This is a genomic window from Rheinheimera baltica (assembly GCF_030731985.1).
Classification (GTDB): Bacteria; Pseudomonadota; Gammaproteobacteria; order Enterobacterales; family Alteromonadaceae; genus Alishewanella; species Alishewanella baltica.
The window spans coordinates 70,647-89,446 of the sequence record NZ_JAPJDY010000008.1; the positions used below are offsets into that span (position 1 = coordinate 70,647).

An 18,800-nucleotide genomic window follows, 5' to 3' on the forward strand; every position below is an offset into this window, starting at 1 on the left:
TTCCCGATCACATTGTGTTGATCAACATTAACCAGCAGAAGGAAAGACAATATGGCAGATACATCAAATGGTCCAGCCCTGGTCTCCATGGCGCAGCAGTTTACCGGTTTACCTATGGGCTCATTAATTGGTGGCCCGTTAATGGCCGCAGCAAAAGCAAATCAACAAATGGCGCTAACCCAAGTTGATTTTCTAATGAAGACCTGTTTTACCCAAGCATCAAGCACAAGCGGGGGTAAAACGGATGCTAAAGTTTACCAACCAACAATGATTGAAATGCAGTTAACCCGAGGGGTGATTACACCAGGAGCAAAAGCAGGTGATCCTGCTGTAATTCAAAATATAAACTCAACGATTAAATTACCACTATTAACTATCTTACCGCTGAATTCACTAGCGGTTGACAACGTCAACGTCAACTTTGTAATGCAGGTAAACAGCAGTTACAGCGAAGACCACAGTGATACCAGCTCAGAGTCTACTCATGCAGAAGGCAGTTTTGACGCCAAAATTGGCGGATTTTTATGGAGCGTAGAAGTAAAAGGCAGCGTATCGCATGATAGCTCAAGCAGCACCACCAACAGTACGCACTATCAAAAAAGTAACTCAGCGACATACACAGTAGATGTGCATGCCGGGCAACTCCCTTTACCACCTGGTGTCGGTGTCATTATACAAGCCTATACCAACAACATTACACCGATAGAAATGCCTGCTCAAGAAAAAGCAGCCTAGACACGGAGGGCATCAGCAAGCTGATGCCCGCATTATATGAGGTAATTATAATGAATACGGTAACAATACAATGCCCACATTGCCACCAGGGTTCCATTGCACTTGAACCCAGATTATTGCTTCAAGGCGCAATTTTTACTTGTTCACTCTGTGGTTCAGGCTTGTCTGTGGCAAATGAAACAAGCACACAGTTACTTGAACAAAGTCTTGATAAGCTGGAACAAATAAAACAGCATGCCCATGCTAAACCTTTGATGTAATGCCATGATCATTGCAAGCTGGAATTTAGAAAAAAATGGCCAATCTTCGTCTTTGGAGAAACAAAGTAAAGTCTCTGACTTTATTCACCAACTTTGTGCTTCAGATGGCCTTGGCGCAGACGTGCTGTTTTTGTGTGAAGTACATAGCGCACGCTCACTGGACTACATTAGTTTTCTGCAACAGGTGTATCCTGATTACACTATTCATACTGTTCATGGCGGCTACAGTAACGACTACGTTATTATGTTTCGTACAAATCAAACGATTCAGTGGATCCAGGATATTCCGCTGCGTTATTTGAATCGCAGCCTAAGCATTTTTTCCTTACAAGGAACCTATGTTGGTTTTGCACACTTTAAATCCGGGCAGACCAATTTAACGAAAAGCCAAATTGAATGGGCAGCCTTAATACTAGAGCACAATAGCACCTCTAATTGGCTCATCACCGGCGATATGAATTGGGATTACAGTAAGTACAACCAACTTGCTATGCCTGCAGGAGCACATGCTTATAGTTATTGGCAAGATTGTACACAGCGTAAAGGTGGTATTTTAGATTGGTGTATTGCGGGGAAAAATACCCAGGTTAGCGGCTTTGATTTGGCTAACCCTATGAAATGGAACCCGGCTTATTCAGATATGTCGGGGCCGGATCATAAACCAGTCGTTTATCAGGCAGACTAAGGCCTTATCGAAATGGCAACTTTAACTGATAATATTTTAACGTTTTCGAATGGACCTGTTCAACTAAACAATTATTAAGCAAAACGATTCAGCTCAACGAATCAGTAAAACATTTTACAGGCCATAGCCGCCGATATTACATAGCAACAACTACAACAAAGCCAAAATAGCAGCATTTTATGCTGCAAAACCAAATTATAGCCATGTTAATTATGGTTTTTACCGCAAAATAAACCAGCCAATTTTGCCGCATTTTCATTAGTATAGCCTCAAGGTTTTATGACCCTGATAGATAATTGCTCACTCGGCTTTGCACCTACTGTTGTGCTATGCCCCTGTTACAGGCTGACTTATGTTATTTAATGCTGATTTAACCACCCAATGCGCACTACGACAAAAAATTCGTGATTTTTACCGTATCGACGAGAATACCGTTCTTGATCACCTGTTACCTTTAGCGGAAGTCGGTGTAAAAGCCCGCAGCCGCGCCTGGGAGCGGGCACGGCAGATTGTCCATACTATTCGAAAAGATCAGGACGGCCAGGGTGGCATTGATGCACTGTTAAATGAATTTTCGTTATCTAGCGAAGAAGGCGTGGTTCTGATGTGTCTGGCCGAAGCCTTACTACGTGTGCCCGATAAAAGCACTCAGGAAGCCTTGATCCGCGATAAGTTAGCCAAAGGCGATTGGAGCTCACATTTAGGTAGCAGCGACTCCTTGTTTGTTAATGCTTCTTCCTGGGGGTTGTTAGTTACCGGTAAAATGGTGAATTACAACGATAAAACCAAGGCTAAGCAATTTGGCATACTGAAAAAAACCCTGGGCCGCTTAGGTGAACCCGTGATCAGAAAGTCAGTTAACTATGCCATGAAAATTATGGGCAAACAGTTTGTCATGGGCACAACCATTGATGATGCGATTAGCCGGGCCGCCGATACAGAGCAAAAAGGCTATGTGTACTCCTATGACATGCTGGGTGAAGGTGCCCGCACTATGCAGGACGCTGATCGCTACTACCAAAGTTACTTAACTGCTATTAATGCAATTGGCAAAGCAGCCAACGGCAAAGGACCGATAAAAAGCCCTGGCATTTCAGTAAAGCTGTCTGCTATTCATCCACGTTATGAGTTCAGCCATCGCGAGCGGGTAATGGCTGAGCTACTACCTAAGCTTAAAGCCTTGGTGTTAGTTGCTAAAAGCTACGATATTGGTTTTACCGTCGATGCAGAAGAAGCCGACCGCTTAGATATTTCGCTGGATATCATTGAAGCCATATTAAGCGACGACGAGTTGGGTGACTGGAGCGGCTTTGGCCTGGCCGTTCAAGCCTATCAAAAGCGCGCAATTTTTGTCATTGAATGGCTAACCGATTTAGCCCGCAAAGTTAACCGTAAATTGATGGTACGACTGGTAAAAGGCGCTTACTGGGACACTGAAATTAAAACCACTCAGCAAAAAGGCCTTGATCACTATCCGGTATTTACCCGCAAAGCGTCTACAGACGTGTCTTACAAAGCCTGCGCCATTAAGCTGCTGGAAGCGCGAGATGTGTTGTACCCACAATTTGCCACGCACAACGCCTACACAGCGGCCACCATTTTAGAAGTAGCTAAAGGCAACAACAGCGGTTTTGAATTTCAACGTTTACACGGTATGGGCGAATCTCTGTTTGATCAAATTGTCAGTGCTGAGAAAATTCAGTGTCGGGTTTATGCCCCGGTAGGCGAACACGAAAACCTGCTGGCCTATCTGGTACGCCGTTTACTGGAAAATGGCGCTAACTCGTCTTTCGTTAATGCCATAGTGGATACAAGCCAACCCGTTGAAGCGTTATTGCCCGACCCCGTAGAAACCCTGCAAGGCCTACGCAATAAGTACAACACGCAAATTAAAATGCCCGTTGATTTATACGGCGCTGAACGGGCTAACTCAAAAGGCTTAGATTTAACGGATATAGACACCTTATTGCCGTTTAAAGCGAACCTTGACAACTGGTTAGCTGAACATCGGTTTGCGCAAAGCGATATTCCTGCTGGTGCATCAGCTGTGAGAAACCCAGCCAATCGGCAGGAGATTATCGGCCATTTTACCTTGCATAATGCCGATGATATGCAAAAGATGCTGAGCAATGCTGATGCCGCATTTAGCAGTTGGTCACAAACACCCATTACCCAACGTGCAAACTTGCTGCGCCGCATCGCGGATATTTTAGAGCGTCATCATGACGAACTGGTGGCTATTTGTATAAAAGAAGCCGGAAAAGTGGCACAAGATGGCATTGACGAAGTACGTGAAGCAGTAGATTTTTGTCGCTATTACGCCGCCCGGGCAGAAGAGCTGGCCAAAGACGAACGTTTTGAACCGCGGGGGGTCGTGCTGTGTATCAGCCCGTGGAATTTCCCTCTGGCAATATTTTTAGGTCAGGTCGCTGCCGCTATCGTTACCGGTAATACCGTCATTGCCAAGCCAGCAGAGCAAACCTGTCTTATTGCTTTGCGGGCCATTGAGTTAATGCATGCCGTTGGCTTACCAGAACACGTAGTACAAGCTGTCATTGCCCGAGGCAGTGACGTAGGCAATACCTTGCTGCCCGATGCCCGTATTCAGGCAGTGATGTTTACCGGCTCAACCGAAACGGGTAGCCTAATCTCCCGTACGCTGGCCGCCCGTAATGATATTCAGGTACCGCTTATCGCCGAAACTGGCGGCCAAAACTGCATGATAGTGGACTCCACTGCCCTGCCAGAGCAAGTGGTAGACGATGTTATAAGCTCAGGCTTTCAAAGCGCTGGCCAGCGCTGCTCGGCATTGCGAGTGCTGTTTATTCAGCAAGATGTCGCAGATGGCATTATCGAGATGATTAAAGGTGCATTAAAAGAATTACATGTGGGCGATCCGGCGCTATTAAGCACCGATATTGGCCCGGTAATCGATGAGAGGGCGTTAAAAACCCTACAACAACATGTCGATTATTTAGCCGACAAAGCCACGTTGCATTATCAATGCGATATTCCGGATAACGCGACACAAGGCGCGTTCTTTTTTGCGCCGCGCTTGTATGAAATCAGCGATTTGTCATTACTCAAACGTGAAGTCTTTGGCCCTTGTGTGCATGTTATCCGCTATAAAGCCAGTGAACTGGATAATGTTATCGACCAGATTAACGCTACCGGTTACGGTTTAACAATGGGCATTCACTCGCGTATTGAAGACCGCTGCAACTATCTGGCGAAAATGTCACGTGCCGGTAATGTGTACATTAACCGTAATATGATAGGTGCCATAGTAGGTGCGCAGCCATTTGGGGGGAGAGGTTTGTCTGGCACGGGCCCCAAAGCCGGTGGCCCCAACTATTTACTCCGTTTGGTTAAAGAGAAAGCCTCGCCAGAAAATGTGCAGATGACGAACTTAACCCCAGACCAGTTAAACTTGCACCACAACCCGGATGCTGATGCCCAGGTGCAGTTGCTGATGGCAAACTCAATGCGGGATGAAAAAACCTGGCGTGCCACCCCGTTGAACGATCGCGTGTCGGTATTGCGGCAATTACTGGCCAAAATAGCCACTGTCGATATTATTGACGAGTTAGCCGACGACTTAGCGCTAACCTTAGCCGATGCCCGTGCACAGCTAAACCGGCTGGAAAAACATATGCGCAAGTGCACCACATTGCCCGGCCCTACCGGTGAGTCGAATACGTTGCATATAGAGCCTCGTGGCTGCGTCGTATGTTATGCCGATAAGAGTACGTCATTTAATTTCTGGGCTATTTCTATTATTACTGCACTTGGGGCCGGTAATACGGTTATCACGGTAGCGTCTGAGTTGTTTTTTGAAGAGGCCATGGCCTTTAGAGACAAATTCATTGCCACGGGTGTCGCACCCGGTGTGTTTCAGGTTGCTAAGCCGGACCAATTGCAGGCGATTTTGGCTCATTCGCATTTGGCTGGCGCCGTGGTTGCAGCACGCTCATCCCGCCTAGGCTACTTTAGCGAGCAGTTAGCGCAGCGAGAGGGGGCAATTTTGCCGGTGATCAGTGCAGAGTACTATGACACGCTAATTAAACGACTGGTTACCGAGAAAACCATCAGTATTGATACCACCGCATCTGGCGGAAATACGTCGTTAATGACGATGGTTGAGGATGATGAGTAACCGGTTAATTTAACCCTATTCATCTGCTGTTCGTCATCCTGCGGGCCATTATTTCGGCTGGCCCGCAGGCATTTAACTGCATTACAGCACTGTTTGTGATGCTGATCATTTTTCGGTAGACTCCGTTTTTTTTAATTTGTGTCGCACTCAAAACGTGTAATTAACAACGCTCGAAAGGGACCTTAAGCCATGGCAAAATTTAAAGTACCTCACACGCTTACATTGCTGTTTAGCATGATGGTGCTAGCAATGATCGCTACCTGGTTAGTACCACAAGGCTTTTTTGCTACAGAAACCTTAGCCAATGGCCGCACTGCCGTTATTCCCGGTACGTTTACCTTGGTAGAAGAACGTCAGTATTTGACACCTTGGCAACTACTAACGGCCATACCCCGTGCTTTTGCCAGCGCGCAGGATGTTATTTTCTTTGTGATGATTTTGGGTGGTGTACTGTCTATTGCCCGTGCAACCGGTACCGTAGATGCCTTAATTGGTCGCTTACTTGAGCGCCATGGCAAGAAACCACACATGTTGATCTTTATGGTGGTGTTTTGTTTCGCTATGGCATCAAGTTTTATCGGCACCGCAGGCGAATACATTCCCTTTGTACTGATCCTGGTGGCATTGTGCAGGGCTATGCGGTTGGATGCCATGACTGCTGTCGGCATGACAGTAGCAGGCTACGGCATAGGTTATGGTGTGTCTGCTTTTAACCCCTTTACAGTAATGATTGCCCAACAAATTGCCGACCTGCCCCCCATGTCAGGCAACTGGCTGCGATTTGCTATTTTTGTACCCTTTGTATTAATTGGTTTTCATCATGTCTGGAGCTATGCCAAAACCGTATTGGCTGATCCGGCCAACTCTATGGTTGCCGACCTGCCCTGCCCGCTGGGTGATAAAACAGAAGTGCACTACCCAACACTGGCATTAAACCATAAACTAATTTTGGCCAGTTTTGTTGGCACCATTGCTTTAGTCGCTTACGGTATTAAAGTGCATGGCTGGTACCTGTATGAATTAAGCGCCTGCTTTATTGCCTGGGGCATATTCGCCGCGATTATTGGCCGCATTTCAGCTGATACCGCTGCGCAAAAGTTTATTGATGGCGCAATGGAGCTAACCACCACGGCGATGCTCATTGGTGTTGCCCGTGGTATTTCTCTGGTAATGGAAGATGGCCAGATTTTACATAGCCTTGTTCACGGTATGTCACTGCCGCTATCCTATGTTGGTGCAGAAGCCGCAGCGGTGGGCATGCTAATTATTCAGACGTTGCTTAACTTCTTTGTACCCTCAGGTAGTGGACAGGCCTACGTTACCATGCCACTTATGGTGCCATTAGCAGATTTACTGCACATTCCACGACAAGTGGCGGTATTGGCATATCAGTTTGGCGATGGTTTCTCTAATATGATCATCCCCACCAACGCTGTGCTAATGGGCATTATCGGTATTGCCGGTATTCCGTATGGTCATTGGTTTCGCTTTTGTCTGCCATTAATCCTGAAATTGATGCTGGCATCATCCGTGGTATTGGTGTTGGCGGTCGTGTTTGGTTATGGCGTAGAGCTACAACCGCCAATGTAATGTAATCAGGCCGGTATTCCCGGCCCGATTTTTATTAGTCGATGGTAAGTAAAACCTTAACGTTATCAGATACCGCGTCGGAACTAACGTAGCCAATAAGGTTAGGGTTATTCGCGACCAGACTCAACACTTCGCTATCAGACGCCACTTCTTTGGGCGGTGTGCCTTTGCCGGTAAACACCAACTTTGACCAATACGCTTTCACCTGGCTCGACGAGCGTCCCAGTGCTTTTTGATCGAAGTCAGCCCTTAACGGTGCTGAATCATTTAAATTTACAGGTATAGCAGATGAGCCGTCCGGAAATGAGCTCATTTTGCCGGTATACAACCGCACCAAATCATCTTGGGTTAAGCTGGTTTGGTTTGAAGGATGCGCTACCACAGCGATGGCTGCGTGTACTGCACCTGGCAGTAATAAACTGCTAATAAGTAACATTGTTTTCATGCTGCCTCCTTAAAAAACCAGATCTACGCCAAAGGTAATAGATTTGCTGTCTCCCGCGACCATAAGACCATCGTAGCCGTCGTCCTTCACATCATCATACTGCAGTTTAAAAGCAGCTGAGCTGTGGAAGTCGTATCTAAATCCCAGGCTGGTGGTGTTATGAACCTCTCCATCGCTGTCAAAGTCAGCATAAGAAATGTAAGGCGTAATACTATTAAAACGATAGCCTAAAGACACCATATAGGTATCGAATTTGCTGCCTTCGAGATCCAGCTGGTTTAGCTCAGTTAACAACACCACGTCGTTGTAATCAATGTTGATAGAAATACCAGCAAATTTACCGCGCCGTTCCAAATCACCGTCCCAGTCAACTCGCTCAACCACGCCGTCTCTGGTAACATAACGCTCGTTAATATAGGTCATATAAGTAAGGCGTACATCCAACCAATCACGGTTGAAGCTCACCACACCACCAACAATATCTTTCCAAATCTCCTGTACAGGGTTGGACCCAAAAAACTGCGATAACAATTTATTGTCTTTGTCATCCTCTCGTCCGGTATAAATGTTACCACTCACATCCCAACTACCCAGTTGAGTATTAAACAGGGCATTAATACCAGTGTAGTTAAAGATTTGCCAGGTATAGTTATCCGCTGGTGGGCGCAGCCAAAGATAAGCAAAACCTACGTCAAAAAAGTCTGAATAGTAGTACAACGGTAAACGTTTCTTACCGGCCTGAATAGTCCAGGTGTCGTTTAGCTGGTAAGAGATATAAGCCCATTCAAAACTGGCATTAAAGTCGTCGGCACCTCTGGCTACAATTTGCCCGGTGACCTTCAAACCGTCCATTAAATCTGCCGACAGTTGCAAGCCCATTCGACTGTCTGGTTTAAACGACCACTCTTCTTCGTATACACCTACCTGCGGATAATTTGCCAAAAAAGTAGGCGGTAAACCAAACTCCTCCACCCCACTCCCGCTTAATACCCGACCTCCAGCAATAGTAGCGAAACCTGATATATTGATTTCTGCCATAGCAGTGTAAGGCAGTAACAATACAATGCTGCTAATTCCGCTTAACAGTGACTTTTTCATAAGCACTCCTAATGTTCCTGGGCTATGTTCCCAGCCAAAGGTTTTTTAACCTTTGGCTAAACATAGTTCAGCAAAAACTAAATTGCCGGAAAAGTACGAAAAATTAAGTATTTGTGCTTATTTTGGTTACAGCTGAAACCTATAAACCGGCGACTTACTATGCTCACACAGCATCATAGCTAGCGATTAGTAGATTGTGCAGGCTACTGCTAGCAATTTTATGGCATCCTGATTAGAGTGTCTGCACTACAATAAATATTGGGATGGCGTTATGAGCCAGGCGAAACAAATTGCCGAAATTATTTTAAAGGGCTTCCGCCGCCATTTCGGATTATTTCAGGCGATTACCGCTAACGCCAAACAACGTTTTGAACTGGCAGACTGGTGCGCATTTCAACAAGATAGCTCCGAGCGTATTTCATTTTATGATCAACGCGTTACCGAAGCTATTGCCCACCTAGCTACTGAACTTCCCTCACAATGTTTAAATGAAGCGTTATGGCAACAAGTTAAACAACATTACATGGTATTTCTGGCATTTCATCCTCAGGCTGAACTGGCAGAAACATTTTACAATTCAGTATTTTGTCAGCTGTTTGACCGCAAGTACTTTCATAACCAAAATATATTTGTTGAATCAACCCTGAGCAAACAGCACTTACCGGCCCCCATTGCATCAGTGTATGACAGCTACTTTCCAGCACAAGATGGATTAAAAAACACCATTCGCCATATCGTGTCCAGTTTTGGTTTCAACACCCCCTTCATCAATCTGGATCGGGATATAAGGCTGATTGTGAAAAGCTTTATGGCACAATCCAGCCATGGCAGGCACCCCATTTATCAAATTCGATTTGATATTTTAAAGTCAGTTTTCTACCGCAATAAAGCAGCATACATTGTCGGTCGTGCGGTTACGCCTGATGGCCAACAGCCATTTATTATCCCGGTATTACACCGCGAAGGCGCAGGGTTATATATTGATACACTCGTAACCGACGCCCAACAAATGACCATTATTTTTGGCTTTTCGCGGGCCTATTTTATGGTAGAAACTCAAGTACCCTCCGCACTGGTACATTTTTTACGCGAGCTTTTGCCACACAAAACCCTGGCAGAACTATACGCCTCTGTAGGACTACATAAGCAGGGCAAAACAGAGTTTTATCGCGAACTACTTCAGCATTTACACAAAAGCACAGATCAATTTGTTGCAGCACCGGGCATTCGGGGCATGGTAATGATGGTGTTTACCCTACCGTCATTTCCCTATGTGTTTAAAGTGATTAGAGACAAATTTGCACCAAGCAAAGAGTTTGGCCGCGATACCGTTAAAGCCCGCTATTTTCTGGTTAAGAAGCACGACCGCGTGGGCAGAATGGCCGATACGCTGGAATATTCTTATGTGGCGTTGCCCAAAAGTCGTTTCTCTGCCGAATTACTGCTTGAGTTACAAGACGCGATCGGGGAATCATTAAGCCTTGAAGACGATTTAATTATTATTAAACACTTATACATTGAGCGTCGTATGATTCCGCTTAATTTATATCTTGAACAGGCCAGCACCGACGAAAAAGCGCATATCATGGATGATTATGGCAAAGCGATAAAAGAAATGATCGCCGCCAATATTTTTCCGGGCGACATGCTATTAAAAAACTTTGGTGTAACGCGGCATAAGCGCGTTGTGTTTTACGACTACGACGAAGTGCAGTATATGCTGGATGTTAATTTTAGAAGCTTCCCTAAAACAGATAACTATGAAGACGCCTTGTTTATGGAAGGTACAGTATGTGCAGCACCCGGGGATGTTTTTCCGGAACAAATGGCAACCTTTGTAACACCACAAGTACAAATACGTGATTTGCTGTTCAGTAAACACTCAGAACTATTAGATGCAGCTTACTGGCGCCAAAAACAACAAAACATCCGTGACGGCGTGGTGGAAGATATTTTTCCCTACCCTGATGGCATGCGTTTTTATCATCAATATTTGGCAAAACAAGATGAGCTAATCGAGTAGCACTGAGCATTGCTTTAACGCTAATACTTGCTACATTAGAAACTTACAATACTAAAGCTATCAAGAGCTAAGCCGTTGATAAAAATCAAAATAGGAACATTATTATGGTGTAGCGCCTTCAAACAATACCTGGCGGTGAGCATAGTATTGTTATTCGCATTGAGCCCGGACCAAGCTTACTCTTCATCGCTACCAGAAACCGGCTTATTTCATCAGGTTGGCCACGCATCCAGTATACCGGACAATGTTGTGACCAGCATAGCGCAGGACCAGCAGGGTTTTGTTTGGATCGGCACGCCATCGGGTTTGTTACGATGGATACCAGTTTCTGTTGTATACCCACAATAGTAATATTCCTGACGGCCTGCCTGTTTGGTTTGGAGGTAGTGAAGGGGTATTAGTTGTTCAGCCCAATAAATTTGAAAAATGGCGTTACGAGCCCAAAGTGCAGCTTACTCAAGCTACCATTGATGATAAACCCGTATTACTATCAACTAAGAATATGATTATTCCGTCGAAAGCAAAGGGCTTTAGTGTGGAGTTTTCTGGCTTAGATTTATCATCGCCTCTTAGCGTGAAATACCGCCATAAACTTAACGGCTTTGATACCGAATGGCGTTACTCCGACGCGTCACATCGAAAAGTGAACTACACCAACCTTTGGCCAGGTAACTATCGGTTGTTAGTGCAATCCACCAACCGGGCTGGTCAGTGGAGTCCCAATACACTTGAGTTAACCATAAAGGTATTGCCGGCATTTTGGCAAACCCATTGGTTTATATTGCTAGCATTAATCGCAGTTGTCTTAGCTATTTTCAGTATAGTGAAGCTGCGCACCCATCGATTGAAACGACAAGCAAAGCAATTGGAACAAGAGGTGGCAAGCCGGACGCAAGAGCTTAAAGCTGTACAAAAATCGTTGTCAGAAAAAGAAAAAATGGCGGCATTGGGCCATATGGTTGCCGGCATAGCACACGAAATTAATACGCCTTTAGGTATTAGTGTAACAGCCAGTAGCCTGCTGCAAGAAACCACTAACCAACTTCAGCTACAATTTGAACATAAAAGCTTAACCAGTGCTCAGTTACAGCAATTTTTGCAGCAAAGTCAGGAAAACCTGGCGTTGTTAATGTCAAATTTGTACCGGTCAGCCGATTTAGTGCAATCTTTTAAAGAAGTCGCGATTGATGCGACAATGGAAGTGGTCGAAAGTGTCAATGTATACCAATGGTTGCAGCAACGCATTCAGTTGCTTGGTCCGCGTATCCAGCCTCATCAAGTTGAAATAATATGTCCGTCTAACCTGAATTTGCAGCTCCCCGCTAAAGCCTTAGAAGTGGTCCTAATGCATTTACTCAACAACTCGTTGATACACGGTTTTTCAAAGAACACCCCAGGTAAAATTGGCATTAGCTTCGAGTATGAAGCGCAGCAATGTACCCTCTTGTATCAGGATAATGGATCAGGCGTGGCGGTTGACGTAACAGAAACCTTGTTTGACCCCTTTGTTACCACCAAAAGAGGCGCTCAGTGTAAAGGTCTTGGATTGCATCTTTGTTATAATCTGGTCACACAAGTGATGGCAGGCCAGATTTCATTACTGCAAAGCAATGGTAATGGCGCACAATTCCATGTTACGTTTCCGGCGCAGTCAGGTAATAAATCATAAAGGATAAAATGAAGATTTGGGTAGATGCGGATGCATGTCCAACCGTGATCAAAGACATACTATTTCGCGCAGCAGAACGTAAACAGATCCCGTTAGTGTTGGTCGCTAACCAGTCTTTGCGGATACCGCCTTCGCGGTTTATCTCGGCCATTACGGTAAGTAGTGGCTTTGACGAAGCCGACAATGAAATAGTAAGGCGTTGCGAAGCGGGCGATTTAGTAATTACGGCAGATATACCGCTGGCAGCGGATGTGCTGGCAAAAGGCGGTTATGCATTAAACCCAAGAGGCGAATTGTATAGTAATGATACGATTAAACAAAAACTAACGATGCGCGACTTTATGGATACACTGCGAGGTAGTGGTCTACATACTGGCGGCCCACCACCGCTTAATCAAAGTGACAGACAGGCATTTGCAAATCAACTAGATACGTTGCTACAACGTCATCGCTAAACCAAGCTGCAGCCTTACATCAACAATAGATTAATAAAAGGGCACTGCAATAATCTCAATTAATGCAGTACCCCAAAATGATAAATACGGTTTAGCATATTGGTTTATCTACTACGGTCAGACTTTAAAACGACCAACCTGACTACTTACCACTTGTACCAGTTTTCGTACTTTATTGCCGTCATCCCCGGTATCCCTGGCCAAGATTGATAAATCAATTGCATTTTGGCTAATGCCATTTACGGTTTGATTAACATGTTCCGCAACCGTTGACTGCTGTTCGGTAGCAGCGGCTATCTGTATTGCCATATCATTAATGTTGGCTATCCCGGTAACAATGCGCTCAAGATATTGACTTGCAGAATCTGCATGTTGTTCAGTTTCTGACACTTGGGTTTTAGCATTACTCATGGCCTGCACAGCGCTATTTACGCCGTTTTGCAGGCGCGTAATCATGTCATGGATATCTTTGGTTGATTGTTGCGTACGCGATGCCAACGTTCTTACTTCGTCTGCAACCACAGCAAAACCACGCCCGGCATCGCCGGCTCTGGCAGCTTCTATTGCCGCGTTCAACGCTAGCAAATTGGTTTGATCTGCAATGCTGCCAATCACTTCTAGTACAGAGACAATATTACGGCTCTCAGTTTCAAGCTCTGAAATGGCCTGAACCACTTTGTCGATGTCACGCGCCAGCACACTAATTTCATTCATCGACTGACGAATAACTTTATTCGAATTGTCCGCATCAATATTTGCCTGCTCGGTAGCCGTGCTGGTCAGTGAGGAATTACCGGCAATTTCCTGCACGGCATGTTGCATCTGATGGATAGCAGTTAAAACCTGTTCAATATGCTCGGTCTGTTGCTGAGCTTTATAACTGGTGCTATCTGTTTTTTCTGCGATATTGCCTGAAGCAGCCTCCAATTCGACCAGATTGCGCTGAACATCTTGCATCATCAATTGTAATGTTGAAATAAACGCATTGGTTTTCTTTGCAACATCGCCAATTTCATTTTCACTATCCAGTGGGATCCGTTGTGTTAGGTCACCACCAACACTGGCTAATTCACTCACCATATTTTTTAGTTGTGAAAGTGGCTTAACAATAAGATTAGGGCTAAACAGTACGGTTAATACTGCAATGGCGATGGCTATAATTAACAAGGTTATAGTAAGCGATTTTTGTGCAACAACATAATCTGACAAATCTTTCTCTAGCGCAACTAAGCGGTTTTCAATGCGCTCTCCTAACCCATTATACTCTTCACGTAATTGAGAAAATGCATTCCCCTCAGCGCCGGTAATTAGTGTTCGTGCCTGCGTAATGTCATTTTGCTGTGCCAGGCTGATAACTTGCTCAGCCAGACTACGCCATTTAGTAAAAACCGCTGCGAAGTCTGATGACGTCATCACACGAACATCATGTTCTTTAACCAAGCTGACTGCTTTTTCCATACGATCAAATGCTTGCTTAACATTGTCCTCAAAATCTTTTTTAGTTGCCGTGGTTGAAATCCCACTGGCACTTAACACTACAAACTCTCTCAAAGCCAATTCAGCCTGATATAAATCACGGTCAGCGTTTAAAATAGCGGTTGTGGCAGGGCTTAATTTATCAATGGCAATATCTGTTCGCTCTATAACACTATTTATCGTGAACAGACTTTTCAAGCCAATCACCACGATCAAAAGTGCAAGACACAAAATAGGTAACGAAATTTGCATTTTAACTGACAGGTTTTTTAATGTATTGGTCATGAGGTCGATATCCTAACGCTAAGACAAGCACACCGTTTAAATGTGCAAGGTGTATGGCAATGGCCTATATCGTTGAAAGTATAGTTAAGTTTTATCAGTAACCTAGCGAAATTATAGAATTTATTTTCTAAAGTAATTTTTTGTTCATCGGACGCAACGCATTCAAGCTGAATGTGGAGTAAAACTGTTGTTCGGCCTGGGTCAGAGGATGAATAAATCGAAGTTCAGCCGCCAATAGCTGCAGCGGGTTGTCAAACTGCAATGCCGTTTTAGCAAGTAACCGCGGATAATATTTATCATGGAGTATTGGCATGCCCAAACTTTGCATATGAAGGCGCAATTGGTGCGTTTTTCCGCTATGAGGCCTCAAGGTAAACTCGCCAATACCGTTATATTGGGCGCTGAGGGTAATATCAGATACCGCGTTTACTGCACCAGGCACTATAGCGTTAATAAAGCGGGGTTGAGCTTTTTCAATTCGATTTTCGATATGCCAATGCTGTGGGAAGGGACTATTTTGTATGTCTTGCGTTAATCGCGCTGCTGCTTTGTAGGTTTTTAACACCGTTCCGGCACTGAAAAGCTGGTAAAGTTGAGCACGACTTTCAGGGGTAACCGAAAACAGCACCAAACCCGCAGTTTCTCTATCTAAACGGTGTACCGGCACCAAATCATCTATACCTGTTTGGCGTTTTAATCTGGCTAACAAGCATTCATTGACATATTCACCGCCTGGCGTCACCGGCAAAAAATGCGGTTTGTCTGCCACTAAAATATGCTCATCCTGATACAAAATATGATGCTCAAATGGAATAACCGGCTCGGAAACCACTTCACGGTAATAACATAAGCGCCTGCTTGGCATAAACGGTGTTTGCTCTGTTATTGCCTCGCCCTCAAACCAATGCACCTTGTGTTGGACGATACGTTCGCGCCAGGTCTGCTCGGCAATAAACGGAAACTGACTGCAGAGAAACTGCAGCACGGTTTGCCAACCGTCATTGACAGCTGGCAGGGTTATTTCTGAAGCTTGGCGGGCTATCGACACGATATTTTCCGGCATAAAAATCAGCGCGCAGTGTAGCATAAAAGCCGTTACAATAGCCGCCGCTTGTCGTTAAGCCACTATTGGAACCCAGATGTCACATAAAAATTCTGTTTTGCTGCTGCGCACGCAGGAACTAGCAAAAGCTACCAGGGTGTTTAATGCCAGAGGCAGTAAAGTTAAACGCTGTGAAATGTGTCTGTTGCCTCAAGCTGAATGTATTTGTGCAGCCAAACCCAATGTAGCAAGCAGCAGCGCTTTTTGTTTTATTATGTACACTGGCGAGTGCTATAAACCCAGTAATACCGGCCGGATTATTGCTGATGTTATCACTGACAACCACGCCTATGTTTGGGATAGAACTTGCCCTGATACTGCCATGCTAGCCTTACTGGCAAATGCGGATTACGCGCCAATAGTGGTATTTCCACAACAATACGCCACGCCAGAGCGTTGTATTGACTCGCCGCTTTCGTTAGCTACGGTGCAATCTGGTAAAACGCCGTTATTTATTATGCTGGACGGCACCTGGCGCGAAGCTAAAAAAATGTTTAAAAGCCCCTATCTGGCAAACTTACCTGTGCTCGGTATTCAACCTTCGCAGGCCTCGGCTTATCAATTGCGTGAGGCGGCACATTTACACCAGCTATGTACGGCAGAAGTTGCCATTGAGGTGCTAAAACTGGCAAACGATATGGCGGCTGCCGACGCGTTGTCCACGTACTTTGATGTATTTCGTCGCGCCTATATTGTCGGAAAACCCCATTTAAACTCAAGTACATTAAACGACTAACCCCGGAGACCAAACAATGCGTGACGTAATGTTAAGTAAACCTGCAGTTGAACTGTATAAAATTTTGAAATTTGAAGGCTTAATTAGCAGCGGTGGCGAAGCAAAGGCAGCGATAGATGCCGGTTTAGTTAAAGTGAACGGCGAAATAGAAACCCGTAAACGGCGGCAAATAAATGCGGGTGACATAATTGAATTTGGCAACGAACAGTTGCAAATGCGCTTGCTGTAACGTTGTGGCTATTGCTTGCTAATAATTGGTTGCTAATTATTATTTGCCAATTATTGTTTGCCTAGTTCTGTTGACTTATAAACGCAGCTAGCTGAGCACAAAGCCAGCTGGCATCATCCAGAGGTAAATCGTGACCAGCCCAGGGATGCTGAATATGCGGCGCTTGCCAATAGCGTGCTAAATCGCTGGAGCACTGTGAGCTAACCAGAGTATCGCCACGGCTGCTAAGTAATAAAATGTCGCGTTGCGGTAGAGGCTTAACCATAAATCTGCTCGCCGCCCATAACTGACGCAGCGCATTTAACTTACTCACTGGCCTTTGTTGCTGCCACTGCTGCCAGCTAGTGACAACACTGGCGTGCTCTGCTGGCTTGGCGCTGGTTAACTGCAAAATCATCTGTTCCCGCTTCGCTGCGCCCATAAACGCGCCGCGTAATATCGATACGTAATTCTGCCAACGTAAGCGCTGATAAAATGGCGATAAAGATCTGGCACTGCTGTTAATCAGGGTTAAGGAGGCAATTTGATGCGGATATTGCAGAGCCCAATCAGCAGCTAACATCCCCCCTAGTGATATCGCAACCAAATGCACCTTGCCGTTAAATTCTGGTGCTTTTAGCAACTGCTCCTGAACTGATTGGCGCAAGCCGGCGATATTACCCGGTGAGCGCAGCTGATATAAATCGCCGGTACCCGCGTAATCAAAACTTAGCACCGGATTAGGTAGCGTAGCCGCTAATTCAGTTTTAAATGTGCCCCAATGCCGCTGTTCACGTGTAAGCCCACGGATCAGGAGTATTGGCGTAGAGTCTTTTAATACCATAACTGCCTGGCCGCTGCGTTTAGTTGCTCACGATTAGCCTTGGGTAGCCAATTGTGATAAGACATCGTACTGTTAATTAGGAAATTAATTAAAATAAGATGGCTGCGCAGCACCCTTTTAACGCGATGCGGTTTCACGGGGTGAAACATGCCTAAACTGGACAACAGTTGAAACGGGTTTTTACGTACCCAATTCCACGATCCCATCTCTAATGTCAGCGGCAGCATAGTGGTATTGTGCGCCAAGGCTAAATCATACAAATAGTCCCACAAGTCACCATGACATAAATAATGTTGGGCCTGAGGTTCAAAAATATAATTTTGATGCGGATAGGTTTGCGCCAGTAATTGCCGCAACCGGTACATTTCTGCCAAATGAGCTATTGGCTCGCGTCGGCTTTTAGCGTAAGGAAACCAAAGCCTGTCAGTAGTACCGAAACCGGAATGACAATCCAGTACCAGCGAAAATGGCCGCTTAAACAGCTCACGCTGAATAAAGTCTGTCACAGCACTACTTTCAGTTTCCATTTTGTCGCTGCGGCCACGGTGCCAGGGAATAGCGCGGCTAATGCGCTGACCACCCACCAGCCATGCAGCGCCCTCAGTGCACTCAACAGGGGCATTACGCATTAAATCTACGCTATTGCCATTAGCACGCCACCCATTTGCCATACCCGCCGGATTAACCAAAGGAATAAAATGAATTCGGCACTGTTGAAGAGTATGTTGCAGACACAGATCCCAGGAAAGACGGCTTAATAATGTTTGCAGATAGGCTAACACCACCTGAGTGCCAATGCGTTCAAGACCATGCACTCCCCCCACCAGTACAATTGCAGGTAAGGTCGGTTCGGGGTTACCCAAAGACAACAAATATAGTGGTAATTGCTGTGCCATATGCGGCACCTGCGCCAACACTTCAACATGCAATTGATCAGGAGCTTGAGCGATTAACTGCTCAAGCTGTTGTAGTTCAGGTAAGACTGTATCAGTGGAAGACAGCAACAGAATATTCCGTCAATAACGCTTAAGCG

General features: G+C 45.4%; 17 protein-coding genes. 11 read left to right on the top strand and 6 right to left on the bottom strand.

The features are described from left to right. Window positions 1-51 precede the first annotated feature (51 nt). The 5 genes from ORJ00_RS13970 (at window position 52) to ORJ00_RS13990 (ending at window position 7,426) form a co-directional block, all read left to right on the top strand. Entirely contained in the window at window positions 52-735 is a 684-nt protein-coding gene (locus tag ORJ00_RS13970; protein ID WP_306126959.1) for a DUF2589 domain-containing protein, read from the top strand. Between the two features lie 50 nt (window positions 736-785). Continuing rightward, window positions 786-995, top strand: a complete 210-nt coding sequence (locus ORJ00_RS13975; protein WP_305975782.1) for a hypothetical protein — start codon at window positions 786-788, stop codon at window positions 993-995. A 4-nt stretch (window positions 996-999) separates the two neighbouring features. Continuing rightward, window positions 1,000-1,680, top strand: a complete 681-nt coding sequence (locus tag ORJ00_RS13980) for an endonuclease/exonuclease/phosphatase family protein (protein ID WP_027670702.1) — start codon at window positions 1,000-1,002, stop codon at window positions 1,678-1,680. Between the two features lie 352 nt (window positions 1,681-2,032). Next, entirely contained in the window at window positions 2,033-5,836 is a 3,804-nt protein-coding gene (gene putA, locus ORJ00_RS13985) for a bifunctional proline dehydrogenase/L-glutamate gamma-semialdehyde dehydrogenase PutA (RefSeq protein ID WP_306140141.1), read from the top strand. A 189-nt stretch (window positions 5,837-6,025) separates the two neighbouring features. Continuing rightward, window positions 6,026-7,426 (top strand): YfcC family protein, encoded by a 1,401-nt coding sequence (locus ORJ00_RS13990; protein ID WP_306140142.1) that lies wholly within the window; start codon window positions 6,026-6,028, stop codon window positions 7,424-7,426. A gap of 34 nt (window positions 7,427-7,460) precedes the next feature. Here the strand turns inward: ORJ00_RS13990 and ORJ00_RS13995 are convergent, their stop codons facing one another. Both ORJ00_RS13995 and ORJ00_RS14000 read right to left on the bottom strand, forming a co-directional pair. Beyond that, window positions 7,461-7,871: a type 2 periplasmic-binding domain-containing protein gene (locus tag ORJ00_RS13995; RefSeq protein WP_305977887.1), complete on the bottom strand. Its 411-nt coding sequence runs from the start codon at window positions 7,869-7,871 to the stop codon at window positions 7,461-7,463. A gap of 9 nt (window positions 7,872-7,880) precedes the next feature. Next, a complete protein-coding gene (locus ORJ00_RS14000) occupies window positions 7,881-8,969 on the bottom strand; it encodes a porin (RefSeq protein ID WP_306126956.1) in 1,089 nt (362 codons plus the stop codon). Window positions 8,970-9,240: 271 nt separating this feature from the next. On the opposite strand from ORJ00_RS14000, the gene aceK reads away from it, so the two are divergent. The 4 genes from aceK to ORJ00_RS14015 all read left to right on the top strand — a co-directional run bounded on the left by aceK (window position 9,241) and on the right by ORJ00_RS14015 (window position 13,116). Next, window positions 9,241-10,992 carry a bifunctional isocitrate dehydrogenase kinase/phosphatase gene (aceK, locus tag ORJ00_RS14005; protein ID WP_306126955.1) on the top strand — a complete coding sequence of 584 codons (1,752 nt, stop codon included), beginning with the start codon at window positions 9,241-9,243 and terminating at the stop codon, window positions 10,990-10,992. Between the two features lie 135 nt (window positions 10,993-11,127). Further along, on the top strand, window positions 11,128-11,340 hold the full coding sequence (locus ORJ00_RS19030) for a two-component regulator propeller domain-containing protein (RefSeq protein ID WP_370304653.1): 213 nt from the start codon (window positions 11,128-11,130) through the stop codon (window positions 11,338-11,340). Continuing rightward, on the top strand, window positions 11,273-12,661 hold the full coding sequence (locus ORJ00_RS14010) for an ATP-binding protein (protein WP_306140143.1): 1,389 nt from the start codon (window positions 11,273-11,275) through the stop codon (window positions 12,659-12,661). The genes ORJ00_RS19030 and ORJ00_RS14010 overlap by 68 nt, the downstream gene beginning before the upstream one ends. Before the next feature lie 8 nt (window positions 12,662-12,669). Beyond that, window positions 12,670-13,116 carry a YaiI/YqxD family protein gene (locus ORJ00_RS14015; RefSeq protein WP_306140144.1) on the top strand — a complete coding sequence of 149 codons (447 nt, stop codon included), beginning with the start codon at window positions 12,670-12,672 and terminating at the stop codon, window positions 13,114-13,116. Window positions 13,117-13,233: 117 nt separating this feature from the next. Here ORJ00_RS14015 and ORJ00_RS14020 read toward each other — a convergent pair whose 3' ends face one another. Next, the gene (locus tag ORJ00_RS14020) at window positions 13,234-14,877 is read right to left on the bottom strand and encodes a methyl-accepting chemotaxis protein (protein WP_306140145.1); all 1,644 of its coding nucleotides are present in this window, start codon (window positions 14,875-14,877) and stop codon (window positions 13,234-13,236) included. Window positions 14,878-15,004: 127 nt separating this feature from the next. After that, entirely contained in the window at window positions 15,005-15,925 is a 921-nt protein-coding gene (locus tag ORJ00_RS14025; RefSeq protein WP_306140146.1) for a pseudouridine synthase, read from the bottom strand. A 91-nt stretch (window positions 15,926-16,016) separates the two neighbouring features. Here ORJ00_RS14025 and ORJ00_RS14030 point away from each other — a divergent pair, with 91 nt between their 5' ends. Together ORJ00_RS14030 and ORJ00_RS14035 are read left to right on the top strand one after the other, a co-directional pair. Next, the gene (locus ORJ00_RS14030) at window positions 16,017-16,715 is read left to right on the top strand and encodes a tRNA-uridine aminocarboxypropyltransferase (protein WP_305975768.1); all 699 of its coding nucleotides are present in this window, start codon (window positions 16,017-16,019) and stop codon (window positions 16,713-16,715) included. 16 nt (window positions 16,716-16,731) lie between these two features. Beyond that, the gene (locus tag ORJ00_RS14035) at window positions 16,732-16,944 is read left to right on the top strand and encodes an RNA-binding S4 domain-containing protein (protein WP_027670692.1); all 213 of its coding nucleotides are present in this window, start codon (window positions 16,732-16,734) and stop codon (window positions 16,942-16,944) included. 61 nt (window positions 16,945-17,005) lie between these two features. Here the strand turns inward: ORJ00_RS14035 and ORJ00_RS14040 are convergent, their stop codons facing one another. Both ORJ00_RS14040 and ORJ00_RS14045 read right to left on the bottom strand, forming a co-directional pair. After that, window positions 17,006-17,767: an alpha/beta fold hydrolase gene (locus tag ORJ00_RS14040; protein WP_306126951.1), complete on the bottom strand. Its 762-nt coding sequence runs from the start codon at window positions 17,765-17,767 to the stop codon at window positions 17,006-17,008. Beyond that, window positions 17,758-18,771 (bottom strand): M14 family zinc carboxypeptidase, encoded by a 1,014-nt coding sequence (locus tag ORJ00_RS14045; protein ID WP_240474850.1) that lies wholly within the window; start codon window positions 18,769-18,771, stop codon window positions 17,758-17,760. The genes ORJ00_RS14040 and ORJ00_RS14045 overlap by 10 nt, the downstream gene beginning before the upstream one ends. Window positions 18,772-18,800 lie beyond the last annotated feature (29 nt).

Excerpts from the sequence above, each read along its gene's own strand:
- ORJ00_RS13990 (WP_306140142.1), top strand. The coding sequence starts at position 6,026 with ATGGCAAAATTTAAAGTACCTCACACGCTTACATTGCTGTTTAGCATG.
- ORJ00_RS14040 (WP_306126951.1), bottom strand. The coding sequence starts at position 17,767 with ATGGTATTAAAAGACTCTACGCCAATACTCCTGATCCGTGGGCTTACA.
- ORJ00_RS14015 (WP_306140144.1), top strand. The coding sequence starts at position 12,670 with ATGAAGATTTGGGTAGATGCGGATGCATGTCCAACCGTGATCAAAGAC.
- putA (WP_306140141.1), top strand. The coding sequence starts at position 2,033 with ATGTTATTTAATGCTGATTTAACCACCCAATGCGCACTACGACAAAAA.
- aceK (WP_306126955.1), top strand. The coding sequence starts at position 9,241 with ATGAGCCAGGCGAAACAAATTGCCGAAATTATTTTAAAGGGCTTCCGC.
- ORJ00_RS13980 (WP_027670702.1), top strand. The coding sequence starts at position 1,000 with ATGATCATTGCAAGCTGGAATTTAGAAAAAAATGGCCAATCTTCGTCT.
- ORJ00_RS14030 (WP_305975768.1), top strand. The coding sequence starts at position 16,017 with ATGTCACATAAAAATTCTGTTTTGCTGCTGCGCACGCAGGAACTAGCA.
- ORJ00_RS13970 (WP_306126959.1), top strand. The coding sequence starts at position 52 with ATGGCAGATACATCAAATGGTCCAGCCCTGGTCTCCATGGCGCAGCAG.
- ORJ00_RS13995 (WP_305977887.1), bottom strand. The coding sequence starts at position 7,871 with ATGAAAACAATGTTACTTATTAGCAGTTTATTACTGCCAGGTGCAGTA.
- ORJ00_RS14020 (WP_306140145.1), bottom strand. The coding sequence starts at position 14,877 with ATGACCAATACATTAAAAAACCTGTCAGTTAAAATGCAAATTTCGTTA.
- ORJ00_RS13975 (WP_305975782.1), top strand. The coding sequence starts at position 786 with ATGAATACGGTAACAATACAATGCCCACATTGCCACCAGGGTTCCATT.
- ORJ00_RS14000 (WP_306126956.1), bottom strand. The coding sequence starts at position 8,969 with ATGAAAAAGTCACTGTTAAGCGGAATTAGCAGCATTGTATTGTTACTG.
- ORJ00_RS14035 (WP_027670692.1), top strand. The coding sequence starts at position 16,732 with ATGCGTGACGTAATGTTAAGTAAACCTGCAGTTGAACTGTATAAAATT.